Origin of the sequence: Demequina sp., assembly GCF_047975725.1 — a bacterium.
Taxonomy (GTDB): domain Bacteria; phylum Actinomycetota; class Actinomycetes; order Actinomycetales; family Demequinaceae; genus Demequina.
In genome coordinates this window covers 157,082-172,168 of record NZ_JBKEED010000021.1, presented here as the reverse complement: position 1 = coordinate 172,168, position 15,087 = coordinate 157,082, and the positions used below count along the sequence as shown (strand labels likewise).

Annotated in this window: 14 protein-coding genes; 2 read left to right on the top strand and 12 right to left on the bottom strand. The window is 67.6% G+C overall.

Annotated elements, in window-relative coordinates:
• Window positions 1–2: 2 nt before the first annotated feature.
• Genes nuoK through ACK5NO_RS08100 form a run of 12 tightly spaced genes read right to left on the bottom strand, consistent with a single transcriptional unit; the run spans window position 3 to window position 11,897 of the window.
• Window positions 3–302: an NADH-quinone oxidoreductase subunit NuoK gene (gene nuoK / locus ACK5NO_RS08155; RefSeq protein WP_416812170.1), complete on the bottom strand. Its 300-nt coding sequence runs from the start codon at window positions 300–302 to the stop codon at window positions 3–5.
• Window positions 299–1,069, bottom strand: a complete 771-nt coding sequence (locus ACK5NO_RS08150) for an NADH-quinone oxidoreductase subunit J (protein ID WP_416812169.1) — start codon at window positions 1,067–1,069, stop codon at window positions 299–301. The genes nuoK and ACK5NO_RS08150 overlap by 4 nt, the downstream gene beginning before the upstream one ends.
• Window positions 1,062–1,757, bottom strand: a complete 696-nt coding sequence (gene nuoI / locus ACK5NO_RS08145) for an NADH-quinone oxidoreductase subunit NuoI (RefSeq protein ID WP_416812168.1) — start codon at window positions 1,755–1,757, stop codon at window positions 1,062–1,064. Before nuoI ends, ACK5NO_RS08150 begins: the two co-directional genes overlap by 8 nt.
• Window positions 1,754–3,115 (bottom strand): NADH-quinone oxidoreductase subunit NuoH, encoded by a 1,362-nt coding sequence (nuoH, locus tag ACK5NO_RS08140; protein ID WP_416812167.1) that lies wholly within the window; start codon window positions 3,113–3,115, stop codon window positions 1,754–1,756. Before nuoH ends, nuoI begins: the two co-directional genes overlap by 4 nt.
• Window positions 3,115–5,628 carry an NADH-quinone oxidoreductase subunit G gene (locus ACK5NO_RS08135; RefSeq protein WP_416812166.1) on the bottom strand — a complete coding sequence of 838 codons (2,514 nt, stop codon included), beginning with the start codon at window positions 5,626–5,628 and terminating at the stop codon, window positions 3,115–3,117. Before ACK5NO_RS08135 ends, nuoH begins: the two co-directional genes overlap by 1 nt.
• Window positions 5,625–6,965: an NADH-quinone oxidoreductase subunit NuoF gene (nuoF, locus tag ACK5NO_RS08130; protein WP_416812165.1), complete on the bottom strand. Its 1,341-nt coding sequence runs from the start codon at window positions 6,963–6,965 to the stop codon at window positions 5,625–5,627. Before nuoF ends, ACK5NO_RS08135 begins: the two co-directional genes overlap by 4 nt.
• Window positions 6,962–7,615 carry an NADH-quinone oxidoreductase subunit NuoE gene (gene nuoE, locus ACK5NO_RS08125; RefSeq protein WP_416812164.1) on the bottom strand — a complete coding sequence of 218 codons (654 nt, stop codon included), beginning with the start codon at window positions 7,613–7,615 and terminating at the stop codon, window positions 6,962–6,964. Before nuoE ends, nuoF begins: the two co-directional genes overlap by 4 nt.
• Window positions 7,612–8,955 (bottom strand): NADH-quinone oxidoreductase subunit D, encoded by a 1,344-nt coding sequence (locus ACK5NO_RS08120; RefSeq protein ID WP_416812163.1) that lies wholly within the window; start codon window positions 8,953–8,955, stop codon window positions 7,612–7,614. Before ACK5NO_RS08120 ends, nuoE begins: the two co-directional genes overlap by 4 nt.
• Complete coding sequence (locus ACK5NO_RS08115; protein ID WP_416812222.1) at window positions 8,952–9,629, bottom strand: NADH-quinone oxidoreductase subunit C; 678 nt, start codon at window positions 9,627–9,629, stop codon at window positions 8,952–8,954. Before ACK5NO_RS08115 ends, ACK5NO_RS08120 begins: the two co-directional genes overlap by 4 nt.
• Window positions 9,630–9,643: 14 nt before the next feature.
• A complete protein-coding gene (locus tag ACK5NO_RS08110; RefSeq protein ID WP_416812162.1) occupies window positions 9,644–10,195 on the bottom strand; it encodes an NADH-quinone oxidoreductase subunit B in 552 nt (183 codons plus the stop codon).
• A gap of 6 nt (window positions 10,196–10,201) precedes the next feature.
• Window positions 10,202–10,564: an NADH-quinone oxidoreductase subunit A gene (locus ACK5NO_RS08105; RefSeq protein ID WP_416812161.1), complete on the bottom strand. Its 363-nt coding sequence runs from the start codon at window positions 10,562–10,564 to the stop codon at window positions 10,202–10,204.
• Between the two features lie 49 nt (window positions 10,565–10,613).
• Window positions 10,614–11,897: a geranylgeranyl reductase family protein gene (locus ACK5NO_RS08100; protein ID WP_416812160.1), complete on the bottom strand. Its 1,284-nt coding sequence runs from the start codon at window positions 11,895–11,897 to the stop codon at window positions 10,614–10,616.
• A gap of 229 nt (window positions 11,898–12,126) precedes the next feature.
• On the opposite strand from ACK5NO_RS08100, the gene ACK5NO_RS08095 reads away from it, so the two are divergent.
• Together ACK5NO_RS08095 and ACK5NO_RS08090 are read left to right on the top strand one after the other, a co-directional pair.
• Window positions 12,127–13,383 (top strand): FAD-binding protein, encoded by a 1,257-nt coding sequence (locus tag ACK5NO_RS08095; protein ID WP_416812159.1) that lies wholly within the window; start codon window positions 12,127–12,129, stop codon window positions 13,381–13,383.
• Window positions 13,384–13,751: 368 nt separating this feature from the next.
• On the top strand, window positions 13,752–15,011 hold the full coding sequence (locus ACK5NO_RS08090) for an isochorismate synthase (RefSeq protein ID WP_416812158.1): 1,260 nt from the start codon (window positions 13,752–13,754) through the stop codon (window positions 15,009–15,011).
• Window positions 15,012–15,087: the final 76 nt, after the last annotated feature.

The following is a 15,087-nucleotide window of genomic DNA, read 5'->3' as shown; positions in this document are numbered from 1 at the left end:
GGCTATCCCTTCAGCTCGGCGGGCTCGTCGAGCGAAATGGTCTGGCGGGCACGGAACACCGCGATGATGATCGCGAGACCCACCACCACCTCGGCAGCAGCGACCACCATGACGAAGAACGCCATGACCTGGCCGTCAAGCTGACCGTGCAGACGTGAGAAGGCGACAAGCGTGAGGTTGGCGGCGTTGAGCATGAGCTCGACGCCCATGAAGGCGACGATCGCGTTGCGCCGCAGCAGCACCGCGGCGGCGCCAATGGCGAACAGCAGCGCGGCCAGGATCACGAAGTTGATGGGGTTCACTTGCCCTCCTCCTCGCGGCCGGCCTGCGGGTTCTGACGGTCCTCGGGGTTCGAGGTGTTCTCGAGCCTGGCCCGGAACTCGGTGCCGTCCGAGGTTTGCTCGCGTGCCTCCAGCACACGCGACACCGAGTGACCGATGGGCTGGCCGTCGGGGTCGAGCGCAGGGATGTCCAGGCCGTTGTGACGGGCGTAGACACCGGGCATGGGCTTGTTGACGGGGTCCGCCCCGGCGAGCACGCGCGCGGCGTGAACCTCGGCCTGAGTGCGGCGCGGCAACAGGCGCGGCGAGTGCGTCATCACAAGGGCGCCCACGGCGGCGGTGATGAGCAGCGCGCCCAGCACCTCCATCACGAGCACGTACTTGGAGAACAGCACCAAGGCGATGGGCTCGGGGTCTCCGATGGGTAGCTCGACGGGCGGCTCGATCGTGACGCGACCGATGACCGACACCAACAGGAACCCGAGACCGCCAGCGGTGAACAACGCAATCCAGCGCTGACCCTTGATGGTCTCCTTGAGGTCCTCGCGCTGGTCGACGCCCACGAGCATGAGCACGAACAGGAAGAGCATCATGACCGCGCCGGTGTAGACGACGATCTGCACGACACCGAGGAACGGTGCACCCAGTCCCACGTAGGCGGCGGCGAGTCCCACCATGACGCACACGATCGACATCGCGATGTGGACGGCCTTGCGGGCGAACAGCAACGACAGCGCGGGGATGACCGTCAGGACTGCGACCGTCCAAAACAGCACGGGGCTAACCACGAGCGGCCTCCTGCTTGCTGGGCTCGGCGTTCTCCGGCAGCGTCGGGTCGTCGGGCCGATGCGCACGCACCCAGTCCGTCTGTTCCTGCACCACTTGGGTCACGTCGCCCTTGTAGTAGTCGTCGTCCACGGTGCCGGGCACCATGGGGTGCGGCGCGGCCAGCATTCCGTCCGCCATGGGGGCGAGCAGATCCTGCTTTTCGTAGATGAGGCCCTCGCGGGTGGGGCCAGCGAGTTCGTACTCGTTGGTCATCGTGAGGGCACGCGTGGGGCACGCCTCGATGCACAGTCCGCAGAAGATGCACCGCAGATAGTTGATCTGGTAGACGCGGCCGTAGCGTTCACCGGGCGAGAACTGCGCGTCCTCGGTGTTCGAGTCGGCCTCGACGTAGATCGCGTCCGCGGGGCAGGCCCAGGCACACAGTTCACAGCCAATGCACTTTTCGAGCCCGTCCGCGTAGCGATTGAGCTGGTGACGGCCGTGGTAGCGCGGCATGGCCGGGGTCTTCTTGCTCGGGTACTGCTCGGTGACGGTGGGACGGAAGAAGTTCCGCATCGTCACGCCAAAGCCAGCAACCGGCGCGAGGGCCTTGGCCACGGGACCGTATTCGGGGAAGTTGGACACAAAGCGCTCGGTCTCGCCGTCGCGCTCGCGGTTCACCTTCCAGACGTCGTCGCGCTCGCTCATGCGGGCTCTCCTTCCGGATCGGCGGCGCCGGAGCGTGCCTCGACGGTCCTACCGGACCGGGGCGACGCGGGCAGTGTCTGGTGGGGCAGCGGCGGCACGGGGTAGCCGCCGGCAAAGGCATCGAGCTCTTCTGGCTCCGGTTCCTTCTCGGGCTCGGGTTCGCCCTTAATGAAGCTGATGACGGAGATGGTCAGCAGGATCGCGACCAGACCGGCAACGGCGTCGTAGACGTCGAGGTCACGGCCCCACGCGTCGAACGCCTGGCGACCGACCGAGTAGAACACGAGCCAGCCAAGGCCCACGGGGATGAGGACCTTCCAGCCGAACTTCATGAACTGGTCGTAGCGGAAGCGCAGCAGCGAGCCGCGAATCCACACGAACACGAACATGAGCAGCCAGATCTTCGCGATCAGCCAGATGGGCGGGAAGATGCCCGAGTTGAGGAACTCGGCTCCCGGCCACGATGCGGGCCACGGCGCATGCCACCCGCCCATGAACAGGGTGGCCGCCACGGCGGACACGTTGATCATGTTCATGTACTCGGCGAGGAAGAACCACGCGAACTTCATGGACGAGTACTCCGTCATGAAGCCTGCGACCAGCTCACCTTCTGCCTCGGGCAGGTCGAAGGGCAGGCGGTTCGTTTCGCCCACCATCGAGATCACGTACAGCACGAACGCGGGGAACAGCGGCCAGATCCACCACCGGTCGGTCTGGGCCTCGACGATTCCCGAGGTCGACATGGTGCCCGACAGCAGGAACACGGTCACGAGCGACAGGCCCATGGCGAGCTCGTACGAGATCACCTGTGCCGTCGAACGGATCGCACCCATGAGGGGGTAGGTCGAGCCGGAGGCCCAACCGCCGAGCACGATGCCGTACACACCCAGCGCCGCGCAGGCGAGGATGAACAGCACGGCCACGGGGAAGTCCGTGAGCTGCAACGGGGTGTAGATGTCCGTGCCCGGGATGTGCGTCACCGGGCCAAAGGGGATCACGGAGAAGATCAGGAAGGCGCAGAACACCGAAATCGCGGGCGCGATGATGTACAGCACCTTGTCAGCGGCCCGGACGGTGATGTCCTCCTTGAACAGGAGCTTCATCGCGTCCATGACGGACTGCAACAGACCGAAGGGGCCGTGGCGGTTGGGGCCGGGACGCTCCTGCAGTCGGCCGATCACGCGGCGCTCGAACCACACCGCGAACAGCACGGACAGCAGCAGGAACACCAGGATCAGCAGCGCCTTGACGATGACGAGCCACAGCGGGTCGTTGGCGAGCGCCTCGGTGACCGTGAGGTCCGCCGGGTCGACCGCGACGTCCGTGACGTCGCCGCGCAGCAGGGACAAGGCCACCATCAGATGCCACCCTTCACAGCAACACGCGAGCCCGGCTCGACGCCCAGTTCATGCGCCACCCACGAGCCAGGAGACTTGGCGGGGACCCACACCACGTCGTCCACCATGTCCGCCGTCTCGACGACGGGCAGCTCGATGGTGCCGCCGCGGGTACCCATGACCGTCAGCACGCCATCCTTGACGCCGATGCGCTCGGCAGTCGCAGGGGACACGCGGGCCACCGCCGTACGGCCGGTGCCTGCGAGGTACGGCTCGCCGTCCTGCAGCGCACCCTCGTCCACGAGGAGGTGCCACGAGGCCAGCAGCAACTGCGAGCCCTCGGACTTGGCGGCCTTCGAGGCCTTGACCGAGGGGGCCTTGACGCGCTGAGCCTTGGGCGCGGCGCCCAGGCCGGCCAGCTGCTCGTTGACGTCAGCCACGGTGCCGACCTTGAGGTCGACGCCCAGCTCGCGGGCCAAGAAGTCGAGCGCACGGTGGTCGCTGATCGCGTCCGAACGGATCGCGGTGGCGAAGCCGCGCAGGCGACCCTCCCAGTTCACGAACGTGCCAGGCTTCTCCGACACCGGCGCGACGGGCAGCACCACGTCCGCCAGTTCCGAGATCTCGGTGCGGCGCACCTCGAGCGAGAGCACAAAGTCCACGCCCGCCACGGCGGCGCGCACATCAGCGGTGAGGTCCGATGCGGTCACACCGCCGATCACGAGCGCCGACAGTTCTCCTGCCGCGCCAGCGGCGATGATCTGTTCGGCGTTGCGACCAGCCTGATCGGGCAAGGAGTCAACGCCCCACGCCTGAGCGAGCGCGTCCCGTGCGGCCTCGGAGCCAGCGTCGCGTCCACCGGGCAGCAGGCCAGGCAGCGCGCCGGCCTCCACCGCGCCGCGCTCACCCGCACGACGCGGGATCCACGCGAGCCGAGCACCCGTGCGCTTGGCCAGGCGCAGCGCCTCAGCGTACGCACCCGGGGTGGTGGCGAGTCGCTCGCCCAGGACAACGACAGCGCCCTCCTGTGCCAGCGCATCGGCCGTGTCCGTGCCCGCCTTGATGGCGGCCATCGCCGCTGCCTCGCCGCCGGGAGCGGTAGCGATCAGGCGAGCGTCGAGCTTTTCGACTCCGCGCGAGCGGAAGGGAGCCACGGTGATGACCTGCTGACGACCCACCGACTTGCGCAGGCGCAGGAAGACCACGCCGCCCTCGTCCTCGGGCTCAAAGCCCACGAGGAGCACCGTCGGCGCCTTCTCGAGGTCGGCGAAGGTCACACCCAGACCGGTGCCAGCCACGGCCGCGCCAAGGAAGGACTGCTCCTCATCCGAGGCGGCCCGGGTACGGACGTCAACGTCGTTGGTGCCCAGCGCCACGCGAGCGAACTTCTGGTACGCGTAGGCGTCCTCGAGCGTCACGCGACCGCCAGGCAGCACACCCACGCCCTTGGCCTTCTTGTCCGCGGCAGTGCCGGTGCGCCCAGCGGCAGCCCGCAGGCCCTGCGCGGCGCGAGCCAGCGCATCGGGCCACGAGGCCTCGTGCAGCACGCCGTCCTCGCCACGCACGAGCGGGCGGGTCAGGCGGTCGGAGAGGTTCTGCCACGAGAACGCGAAGCGGTCCTTGTCGGTGATCCACTCTTCGTTGACCACCGGGTCGTTGTCCGCGAGGCGACGCAGGATCTTGCCGCGACGGTGATCCGTGCGGATCGCCGCGCCGGAGGAGTCGTGCTCCGAGATTCCGGGGCTCGACACCAGATCAAACGGGCGCGAACGGAAGCGGTAGGCGGCACTCGTCAAGGCGCCCACGGGGCAAATCTGCACCGTGTTGCCCGAGAAGTACGAGGAGAAGGCCTTGCCCGACTCGTCCTCGGCGGCGACGCCGATGGGCTCGTAGCCGTCGAAGTTCAGCACGTCCTCATCGAAGGTGCCGATCTGCTGCATGGCGCCACGGTTCTGCAGGTCAATGAACGCGTCGCCCGCGATCTCCTTGGAGAAGCGGGTGCAGCGCTGGCACAGCACGCAACGCTCACGGTCCAGCAGAATCTCGGAGCTCAGCGCGAGGGGCTTCTCGAAGACCCGCTTGACGTCGATGAAGCGCGACTCGGGACGGCCGTGGCTCATCGCCTGGTTCTGCAGGGGGCACTCGCCACCCTTGTCGCACACAGGGCAGTCCAGCGGGTGATTGATCAGCAGCAGCTCCATCACACCCTCTTGCGCCTTCTTGGCGGTGTCGGAGGTGTGCTGGGTGTTGACGATCATCCCGTCGGTGGCCTCGATGGAGCACGAGGCCTGCGGCTTGGGGAACGGACGGACATTGCCCTCACGGTCCGGCGCGGCGACGTCCACGAGGCACTGGCGGCAAGCGCCGGCAGGCTTCAGCAGCGGGTGGTCGCAGAAGCGGGGGATGTCGATGCCCACCTCTTCGGCGGCGCGAATGATCAGCGTGCCCTTGGGAACCGTGACCTCGTTGCCGTCGATGGTGACGGTGATGGTCGCGACGGCCTCGGTCGTGGCCTTATCCGCGGTCGAGGTCATGCGTGCGCCTCCTCGGTCGCGTGGGTGCGGGCGTGCTCGGCGTCCTCGTAGTCGAACAGCGCCGACGCGGAGTGATCGAACGGGCAACGGCCCTCGCTCACGTGCTGCTCGTACTCCTCGCGGAAGAGCTTCACGGAACTGGTGATACAGCTGGTGGCGCCATCGCCGAGCGCGCAGAATGCGCGGCCGAGGATGGACTCACAGGTGTCGAGCAGCTGCTGGATGTCGGCGTCGACGCCGTGGCCCTCCTCGATGCGATCAAGGATCTGGGCCAGCCAGAAGGTGCCCTCACGGCACGGCGTGCACTTGCCGCACGACTCGTGCTTGTAGAACTCGGTCCAGCGGGCGACGGCGCGCACCACGCAGGTGGTCTCGTCGAAAATCTGCAGGGCACGCGTGCCCAGCATCGAGCCCGCCGCGCCCACCGACTCGTAGTCGAGCGGGGTGTCCAAGTGGTCCTGCGTGAACAGCGGAGTCGAGGAGCCACCGGGGGTCCAGAACTTCAGTTCCTTGCCGCCACGCATGCCGCCGGCCATGTCGATCAGTTCGCGCAAGGTGATGCCCAGCGGAGCCTCGTACTGGCCGGGGCGCTCGACGTGGCCGGACAGCGAGAAGATGCCCATGCCCTTCGAGCGCTCGGTGCCCATGGACGTGAACCACTCGACGCCGCGGTCAATAATCGACGGCACCGACGAGATGGACTCGACGTTGTTGACCACGGTGGGGCGGGCGTACAGGCCCTCGACGGCGGGGAACGGGGGCTTGAGTCGCGGTTGACCGCGACGGCCCTCGAGCGAGTCCAGCAGCGCGGTCTCTTCACCACAGATGTAGGCGCCCGCTCCCGCGTGCACCGTCACATCCAGGTCGTAGCCAGAGCCGTGGATGTTCTTGCCCAGGTGGCCGGCCTCGTAGGCCTCGCGCACGGCCTGCAGCAGGCGGCGGTACACGTGGACCACCTCTCCGCGCAGGTAGATGAAGGCGTGGTTGCAACCGATGGCGTAGGACGTGATCGCCACGCCCTCGACCAGCAGGTGCGGTGCCGACAGCATGGTCGGGATGTCCTTGCAGGTGCCCGGCTCGGACTCATCGGCGTTCACCACCAGGTAGCGGGGCTTGCCGTCGTCCGGGGGCAAGAAGCCCCACTTCATGCCGGTGGGGAAGCCAGCGCCACCACGGCCGCGCAGACCGGAGTCCTTGACTGCCTGGATGATGTCCGTGGGCGCCATGCCAAGGGCCTTCTTGAGCGCGCCATAGCCACCGGCGTTCTCGTAGGTGCCCAACTTCCACGACTGCTCAGCGTCCCAGGTGGCCGTCAGCACGGGGGTCAGCTCAGTCACTTCGACTCCTCCCAACCCTGCTCGCGCGCGACCTTGAGGCCAGCGACGGATGCCTCTCCGATCCCCTGGTCCTCGTCGGCACGTCCGTCCTCGAAGCCCGCGAGCACGCGCGAGACCTCCTTGAAGGAGGCGACCGTGCTGGGCCCACGGGTGGGCTTGACGTCGCGTCCCTCGAGAATGTCGTCGATCACGCGCAGCGCGCGGTCCGGCGTCATGTTGTCGAAGAACTCCCAGTTGACCATCATCACGGGCGCGTAGTCGCAGCCCGCGTTGCACTCGAGACGCTCGAGGGTGATCTTGCCGTCAGCGGTGGTCTCGTCGTGGCCCACGCCGCAGCGCTCGGACACCTGTCGCCAGATCTCGTCGCCACCCATGACTGCGCACAGGGTGTTGGTACACACGCCCACCTGGTACTCGCCGTTGGGACGGCGCTTGTACTGGGTGTAGAACGTCGCGACAGCGCTGACCTCGGCGCTCGTCAGGCCCACCTGCTGCGCGCAGAACGCGATGCCGTCGGGGCTGACGAAGCCATCCACCGACTGCACCAAGTGCAGCAGCGGCAGCAGGGCGGAACGCTTGACCGGGTACCGGCCCAGCACATCGGCCGCATCCTGCTCGAGCTGAGCGAGGGTGTCTGCGTCGTAAGTCATCGGTCCACGCCTCCGAGCACCATGTCGATCGACGCGATGGCGACCACGACATCGGCGACCTGGCCGCCTTCGCACATGATCCCCAGCGCCTGCAAGTTGTTGAATCCGGGGTCGCGGAAGTGCGCGCGCCACGGCTTAGTGCCGCCGTCGGACACCAAGTGCACGCCGAGCAGACCCTTGGGGCCCTCGATGGCCTGGTACACCTGTCCGGCGGGCACCGAGAAGCCCTCGGTCACCAGCTTGAAGTGGTGGATCAGGGCCTCCATGGACTCGCCCATGATGTGGCGAATGTGGTCCAGCGAGTTGCCCTGACCGTCGGGGCCCAGCGCGAGCTGCGCGGGCCACGCGATCTTCTTGTCGGCGACCATGACGGGGCCGTCACCGAGCTTCTCGAGACGGTCGGCGCACTGCTCGACAATCTTGAGCGACTCGTAGCACTCCTCCATACGCAGCACCATGCGGTCCCACGCGTCCTGGCCCATCGAGGTGGGCACCTGGAAGTCATAGGTCTCGTAGCCGCAGTACGGCTCGGCCTTGCGCAGGTCGTAGGGCAGACCGGTCGCGCGCAGGATCGGTCCCGTGATGCCCAGCGCCATGCACGCGGAGATGTTGAGCTGCGCGACGCCCTTGAGGCGCAACTGCAGGATGGGGTTCTTCATCTGCAGAGCCACCAGCTCATCGAGCTTGGCCTTGACCTTGGGGATCATCGCGCGGATCATCTCGACGCCGCCCTCAGGCAGGCCCTGCGAGACGCCGCCAGGGCGAATGTAGGCGTTGTTGGTGCGCAGTCCGGAGATCGCCTCGATGACGCGGAAGGTCTCTTCACGCGCCACGAAGGCGGTCGTCATGATGGTCGTGGCACCCAGCTCGTTACCGCCGGTGCCCACCGCCACCAGGTGCGAGCCAATACGGGTGAGTTCCGCCATGAGCACGCGCAACGCCGAGGCGCGCTCGGGGATGTCGTCGGTGATGCCCAGCAACTTCTCGATGCCCAAGCAGTAGACGAGCTCCTGGCTCATCGACGCGACGTAGTCCATGCGGGTACAGAACGTGACGCCCTGCGTCCACGTCCGGTACTCCATGTTCTTCTCGATACCGGTGTGCAGATAGCCGATGCCCGCACGGGTCTCCGTGACGGTCTCACCTTCGATTTCGAGCATCACGCGCAGCACGCCGTGGGTAGACGGGTGCTGGGGGCCCATGTTGACGACGATGCGCTGCTGGCCAAGGCGCTTGGCCTCTTCGACCACCTCGGACCAGTCGCCGCCGTAGACGGTGTACTCGGGTGCGTCGGGGTCCTCGACGAAGGCGCCCGTCGCGTGCGCGGCCTGCGTGCTCATCGGTACTGCCTCCGCTCATCGGGCGAGGGAATCTCTGCGCCCTTGTACTCGACGGGGATGCCGCCGAGCGGGTAATCCTTGCGCTGCGGGTGGCCTACCCAGTCGTCGGGCATCTCGATGCGCGCGAGCGACGGGTGACCCTCAAACACGATCCCGAAGAAGTCCCAGGTCTCGCGCTCGTGCCAGTTGTTCATCGGGTACACCGAGGTGACCGACGGGATGCGGGCGTCGCCATCGGCGACCGCGACCTCAACGCGCAGACGTCGGTTGTGCGTGATCGACTGCAGCGGATACACCGCGTGCAGCTCGCGGCCGGTGTCGGCCGGGTAGTGCACGCCGGAGACTCCCAGGCACATCTCGAACCGCAGGTCCTGGTCGTCGCGCAGGTGACGCACCACAGCGAGCAGGTGGTCGCGGTGAATGTTGAGGGTCAACTCGCCTCGGTCAACCACCACGGACTCGATGGCCTCGGCAGCATCGTCCCCGAGCAACTCGGTGAGGATGTCCACCACGCCGTCGAACCACTCGCCGTACGGGCGCTCGGAAGCGCCGGGCATCTGGACGCGGTTGACGAACCGGTCAAAGCCAGAGGTGTCACCCTTGGCACCGAACAGGCCTTCGCGCACGTTGATGAGCGTGAGCGGCTCGCGTCCCTGAGGAGCAGCCGCCTGCATCTGAGTGTCGTCGCTCAACGCAGCAGGCCCTTCTGGTCGGAGGTCGGGGTGGCCTCAAGCGCGGCGCGCTCGGCGGCCGCAGCGATCTCGCGGCGGTTGTTGCCCATGGGGCGGCTACGCACCTGGTCCTGGAGCTCAAGCAACGCGTTGATGAGCATCTCGGGGCGAGGCGGGCAGCCCGGCAGGTAGATGTCCACGGGGACCACGTGGTCCACACCCTGGACAATCGCGTAGTTGTTGAACATGCCGCCCGAGGAGGCGCACACGCCCATCGCGAGCACCCACTTGGGCTCAGCCATCTGGTCGTAGACCTGGCGGACGATCGGCGCCATCTTGTTGGACACACGTCCGGCCACGATCATCATGTCGGCCTGGCGCGGCGAGCCACGGAAGACCTCGGAGCCAAAGCGAGCGATGTCGAAGCGCGGGGTACCCGTCGCCATCATCTCGATCGCACAGCACGCGAGGCCGAACGTTGCCGGCCACAGTGAACCCGCGCGGGCCCAGCCCACGAAGCTCTCCACCGAGCCGAGCATGAACGGAGGTGCACTCTCTTCAATACCCATGTCTGATCAGTCCCACTCGAATCCGCCGCGGCGCCACTCGTACACGAAAGGAATCGTGATGAGGGCGAGGAAGGTCATGGTCGCGATAAGCCCGAACCAGCCCAGCGCATCGTGCGCGACGGCCCAGGGGTACAGGAACACAACCTCAATGTCGAAGATGATGAAGGTCATCGCCACCAGGTAGTACTTGATGGGGATGCGGCCGCCGCCGACGGCGCCAGGAGTCGGCTGCAGGCCGGACTCGTACTTGTCCACCTTCGCGGAGTTGTCACGCTTCGGTCCGCCCACAAGGGAACTGACCACTAGGCCGGCGATGGCCATGCCCGCGGCGATGACCACCATCACCACGATCGGCACGTACGGATTCACTCGCTTGCTCCCCTGCTGTCCTTCTGGTTGATCGCCACCGATGTGCGCGTCATGCCGCTGGGGCAATCCGGGTCAGGGCGGCCATGAGCTTGTCGGCCCAATCACCGCCGCGCGGTTCGTAGACGTCTGCCAAGAGTTTATGCGTGAATTGCATGACCAATGGCCTAGGCAGTCCATAGCGGGTGCATGCCTTCATGACCGCGGGACGCGAAATCAGGTGGGCGAACACGCGACCCAGGGAGTAATACCCGCCAAGGTCTTCCTTCATGCGCGTCGCATAGGCCGCGAGCGCGGCCTCCTTGGCCTCGTCGGTGCTCGCCTCACGCCACGCCACGGCCTGCTCGGTCGCGCGACGTGCAGCCTGCATCGCATATGCGATGCCCTCGCCGTTGAACGGGTTCACCATGCCGCCCGAGTCGCCAATGAGCATCATGCCTGGCACATAGTGGGGCTGGCGGTTGAAAGCCATGGGAATAGCTGCGCCTTGAACCTTGGACACGGGCGCATCGGCGTCAAAACCCCAGCCCTCGGTGCCGTTGCGTACCCAACCATCGAACAGCGCGCGGTGGTCGAGCTTGGACGGGCTGCCGTTGGGGCTGAGCGTGCCGAGGCCCACGTTCGCGGTGCCGTCACCCAGCGGGAAGATCCAGCCGTAGCCGGGCAGCAAATCGGACTTCTCCGCCTCGCCGCTCCAGATCGTGAGGTGGCCCTCCATCCACTCTTCGTCGTGGCGGGGGGTTGCGAAGTAGGTGCGCACGGCCACGCCCATGGGGCGGTTCTCCATGCGCTCAAGACCAAGGCCGAGCGCGATGCGGGCACTCACGCCGTCCGCAGAAATGACGAGCGGCGCCGTGTAGGTGATCTCGTCACCCACCTTGCGGCCCTTCTCATCGGTCTGGCGGGCGGTCACGCCGGTGACGCGGCCGGTGCGCTCGTCACGCACGGCGCCTGTCACGAACCAACCCTCGCGCACGTCCGCGCCAGCGGCACGCGCGTGCTGCGCGAGCGCGTGGTCGAAGCTCGCGCGGGGCAGCGATAGACCGTAGTTGGGGAAGGAGTCCTGCTCGTTCCACGGGAACTCAATGCGGTGGCCGCCGCCGACCATGCGTAGACCCCAGTTGGGAATCCAGCCCTCGTCCCGGGGAGTAGGCAGACCGATCATCTGCAACTCCCGCACCGCGCGAGGCGTCAAGCCGTCGCCGCACACTTTTTCACGTGGGAAGTAGGACTTCTCCAACGCGATGACGTCGAAGCCCTCGGCAGCAAGGTAGCGAGCGGCCGCGGAGCCGCCCGGGCCAGCGCCCACGACGATCACATCCGCTGTGTTTTTCACGCCAATAGCCTACGTGCTGTGAGGGGGTGCACTGGACCGAAAAACCACCTCTCCCCGCACAATAAAGGCAAGCATTGCGTTGCGTATTTCGGAATCGGCGGGGCCGCGGGCAATTTGCCTCGGCCTGCTCGGCTGAGGTGACCCTCACGTGCCTCGTCGGGCCTGGTGCGGCCCGGATGTGGACATGACTTGCCTCCGGTGCAGGGCTGTGCGGCTCTAGGCTCGACCCATGAGCATCGGATCCACCTGGGCAGGCACGCACGACTTCACCGCCTCCGCCCTCATCGAAGCCACGTCCATCTCGCAGGTGCAAGACGCCGTCGCGCACACTCGTGGACAGGTGCGTGCGCTCGGGACCCGGCACAGCTTCAACGACATCGCGGACAGCCCCGGCACCCTCATCACCGTGACGGGTATCGACGCCAATCCCGTGCTCGACGAGGAGTCGGCCACGGTGACCGTCGGCGCAGGCATCCGCTACGGCGAACTCGCCACGTGGCTCGAGGCGCGCGGCTGGGCACTGCACAACATGGGATCGCTGCCGCACATCTCTGTGGGCGGCGCTGTCGCGACCGGCACTCACGGTTCTGGCGTGACCAACGGCTGTCTGTCGGCGGCCGTTGCAGCGCTCGAATATGTCGATGCCCAGGGCGAACTGCGCTCGGTGAGCCGAGGTGACGAGGGCTGGGAAGGACTGGTCGTGGGGCTCGGCGCCTACGGGATCGTGGTGCGGCTGTCCCTCGACATTCAGCCCAGTTACCTGGTGCGTCAGGACGTCTACCGTGGTCTGCCCTGGCAGGCACTGCTCGACGATCTCACCGGGATCATGGCGTCCGCCTACTCAGTGAGCGCGTTCACCACCTGGGCAGAGGACGCCGTGCAACAGGTGTGGCGTAAGTCGCGCATCGGTGCGGGCCCGGAGCCCATGCCCGACTGGCTGGGCGCACGCGTCGAGCGCCCCGACGAGTCCGGCCTGGTGGGCGTCGACCCGTCGAACCTCACCGCGAAGGCCGGCGTGCGAGGCGCGTGGCTCGACCGCTTGCCTCACTTCCGCCTGGATTCCAAGCCGTCCAACGGCGAGGAGATCCAGACCGAGTACTTCGTGGACCTCGCCGACGGCCCCGACGCCTTGCGCGCCGTGCGCGAGCTCGCCGCCGACATCGCGCCCCACCTGTTCATCACCGAACTGCGCACCGTCGCCAGCGACAATCTGTGGCTCTCGGGCGCGTATGAGCGCGACACCCTTGCCATTCACTTCACGTGGCGCAAGCGGCCCGCCGCTGTCGCCGACCTCACGCCGCGCATCGAGGCCGCCCTCGCACCGTTCGGCGCGCGCCCGCACTGGGGAAAGGTGCACTCGATGACGGCGGATGCTGTCGCCGCAGCTGTCCCCCGCCTCGCAGACGCGCGGGCGCAGTTCGAGGCGCTCGACCCTGAGGGCCGGTTCGCGAACGACCACCTGCGCACGTTGGCCCTCCGCGCCTAACCCCCCTCCCCCTTCGAGGCAACTCATGTCCTCAAATCGGCCCCCTACGCGCAAACGAGGCAACTGATGCTCACTGCGCGCCACCCACAGGGCGCGAGCGCCGCGTCGCACCACCTGGCTCCGGCGCTGCGTCGCAGCACCTGGCTCCGGCCCAGCGCGCAACCGAGCCGCTCAGCAGGGCTCCGTGAACATCAGTTGCCTCGTTGAGGCTCGAGGCGCGGCTCCGTGAGCACCACTTGCCTCGTTGAGGCTCGCAGCGCGGATCCGTGAGCACCACTTGCCTCGAACGAGGGAGGGGACAGGCGGGGAGGTAGGGGAGTGCGAGGGATCGGCACCGCGCGTGTCCACGCCCGACGTAGGCTTGCCCGGTGAGCGTGCAAGCTGCGACCCCGGGGCCGCTGACCGTCCGAACCGTGTCCATCGACCCCCCAGAGGACCTGCTGGCACTGCTGCCTCAACCAGGCATCTCGTGGGTGCGACGGGGCGAGGGCATGATCGCCTGGGGCGAAGTCGCTCGCTTCGACGGCAGCGGCGCCGGCCGCATCGACCAGGCCGACGCCTGGTGGCGCATGGTGTCCCGTCACGCCGTGGTGCGCGACGACGTCCAGCGCGCGGGCACGGGCCTCATAGCATTCGGCAGTTTCGCGTTTGCGGACTCCTCGCCTTCGGGCGGCGCCCTGATCGTCCCCCGCTACGTGGTGGGCGTGCGCGGCCCCGAGGCCTGGCTCACTGTCATCTCGGAGGACGGCCGCACTGGTCTGCCGAGCCTCGCGGACCTGACCGCGAGCGCCACCGCTGTGCCGCCCTTGCCGCCCGTGACCATCGCCCCGGGCGATGAGCACGCGTGGAGCGCGGCGGTCGCCGCCGCCGTCGCCCGCATCAGCGCCGGCGAACTCGACAAGGTCGTCGTCGCCCGAGCGGTCGAGGCTACGGCCGATGCGCCAGTCGACGTCCGCTCGATCCTCGCCCCCCTCGCTCGGGACTACCCCAGTTGCTGGACTTTTCATGTCGACGGCCTGGTGGGTGCGACGCCCGAGTTGCTCGCCAGGGTGGACCACGGCCTGGTCACGTCCCGCGTGCTCGCGGGCACCATTCGCCCCACGGGCGACGAGGTCGCTGATCTCGCGCACGCCGCCGCGCTCGCGCGATCGTCCAAGGATCGTGAGGAACACGAGTACGCGGTGCGCTCGGTGACCCAGGTGCTGGAGACGCACTGCGGCTCGGTGAACGTTCCCGAGGAACCCTCAGTGCTGCACCTGCCCAACGTGATGCACCTGGCGACCGACGTCACGGGCGTGCTGAGCCACAACGCGAGCGCACTCGAACTCATCCGCGAACTCCACCCGAGCGCCGCCGTGTGTGGTACGCCCACGCTGACCGCCGCCCGAGTCATCGACGAGCTCGAGGGCCTGGACCGTGCGCGTTACGCCGGCCCGGTGGGCTGGATCAACGCTGCGGGTGACGGCGAGTGGTGCATCGGGTTGCGCTCGGCGGAGCTCTCCTCGGAGGACCCCACCCGGCTCAGACTCTTTGCTGGCTGCGGGATTGTCGCAGCCAGTGAGCCGTCCGCCGAGTGGGCCGAGTCTGAGGCCAAACTCGAGCCGATGCGCCGGGCGCTGACGCTCTAGCCTCGCCCACACCTCCCACCCGCGCCGCATTCCTGGCAAAGTGGGCCTGACAGCCTCCGCATGAAGGCTGCCACCC

Excerpts from the sequence above, each read along its gene's own strand:
- nuoI (WP_416812168.1), bottom strand. The coding sequence starts at position 1,757 with ATGAGCGAGCGCGACGACGTCTGGAAGGTGAACCGCGAGCGCGACGGC.
- nuoH (WP_416812167.1), bottom strand. The coding sequence starts at position 3,115 with ATGGTGGCCTTGTCCCTGCTGCGCGGCGACGTCACGGACGTCGCGGTC.
- ACK5NO_RS08135 (WP_416812166.1), bottom strand. The coding sequence starts at position 5,628 with ATGACCTCGACCGCGGATAAGGCCACGACCGAGGCCGTCGCGACCATC.
- nuoE (WP_416812164.1), bottom strand. The coding sequence starts at position 7,615 with ATGACTTACGACGCAGACACCCTCGCTCAGCTCGAGCAGGATGCGGCC.
- ACK5NO_RS08120 (WP_416812163.1), bottom strand. The coding sequence starts at position 8,955 with ATGAGCACGCAGGCCGCGCACGCGACGGGCGCCTTCGTCGAGGACCCC.
- ACK5NO_RS08115 (WP_416812222.1), bottom strand. The coding sequence starts at position 9,629 with ATGCAGGCGGCTGCTCCTCAGGGACGCGAGCCGCTCACGCTCATCAAC.
- ACK5NO_RS08110 (WP_416812162.1), bottom strand. The coding sequence starts at position 10,195 with ATGGGTATTGAAGAGAGTGCACCTCCGTTCATGCTCGGCTCGGTGGAG.
- ACK5NO_RS08095 (WP_416812159.1), top strand. The coding sequence starts at position 12,127 with ATGAGCATCGGATCCACCTGGGCAGGCACGCACGACTTCACCGCCTCC.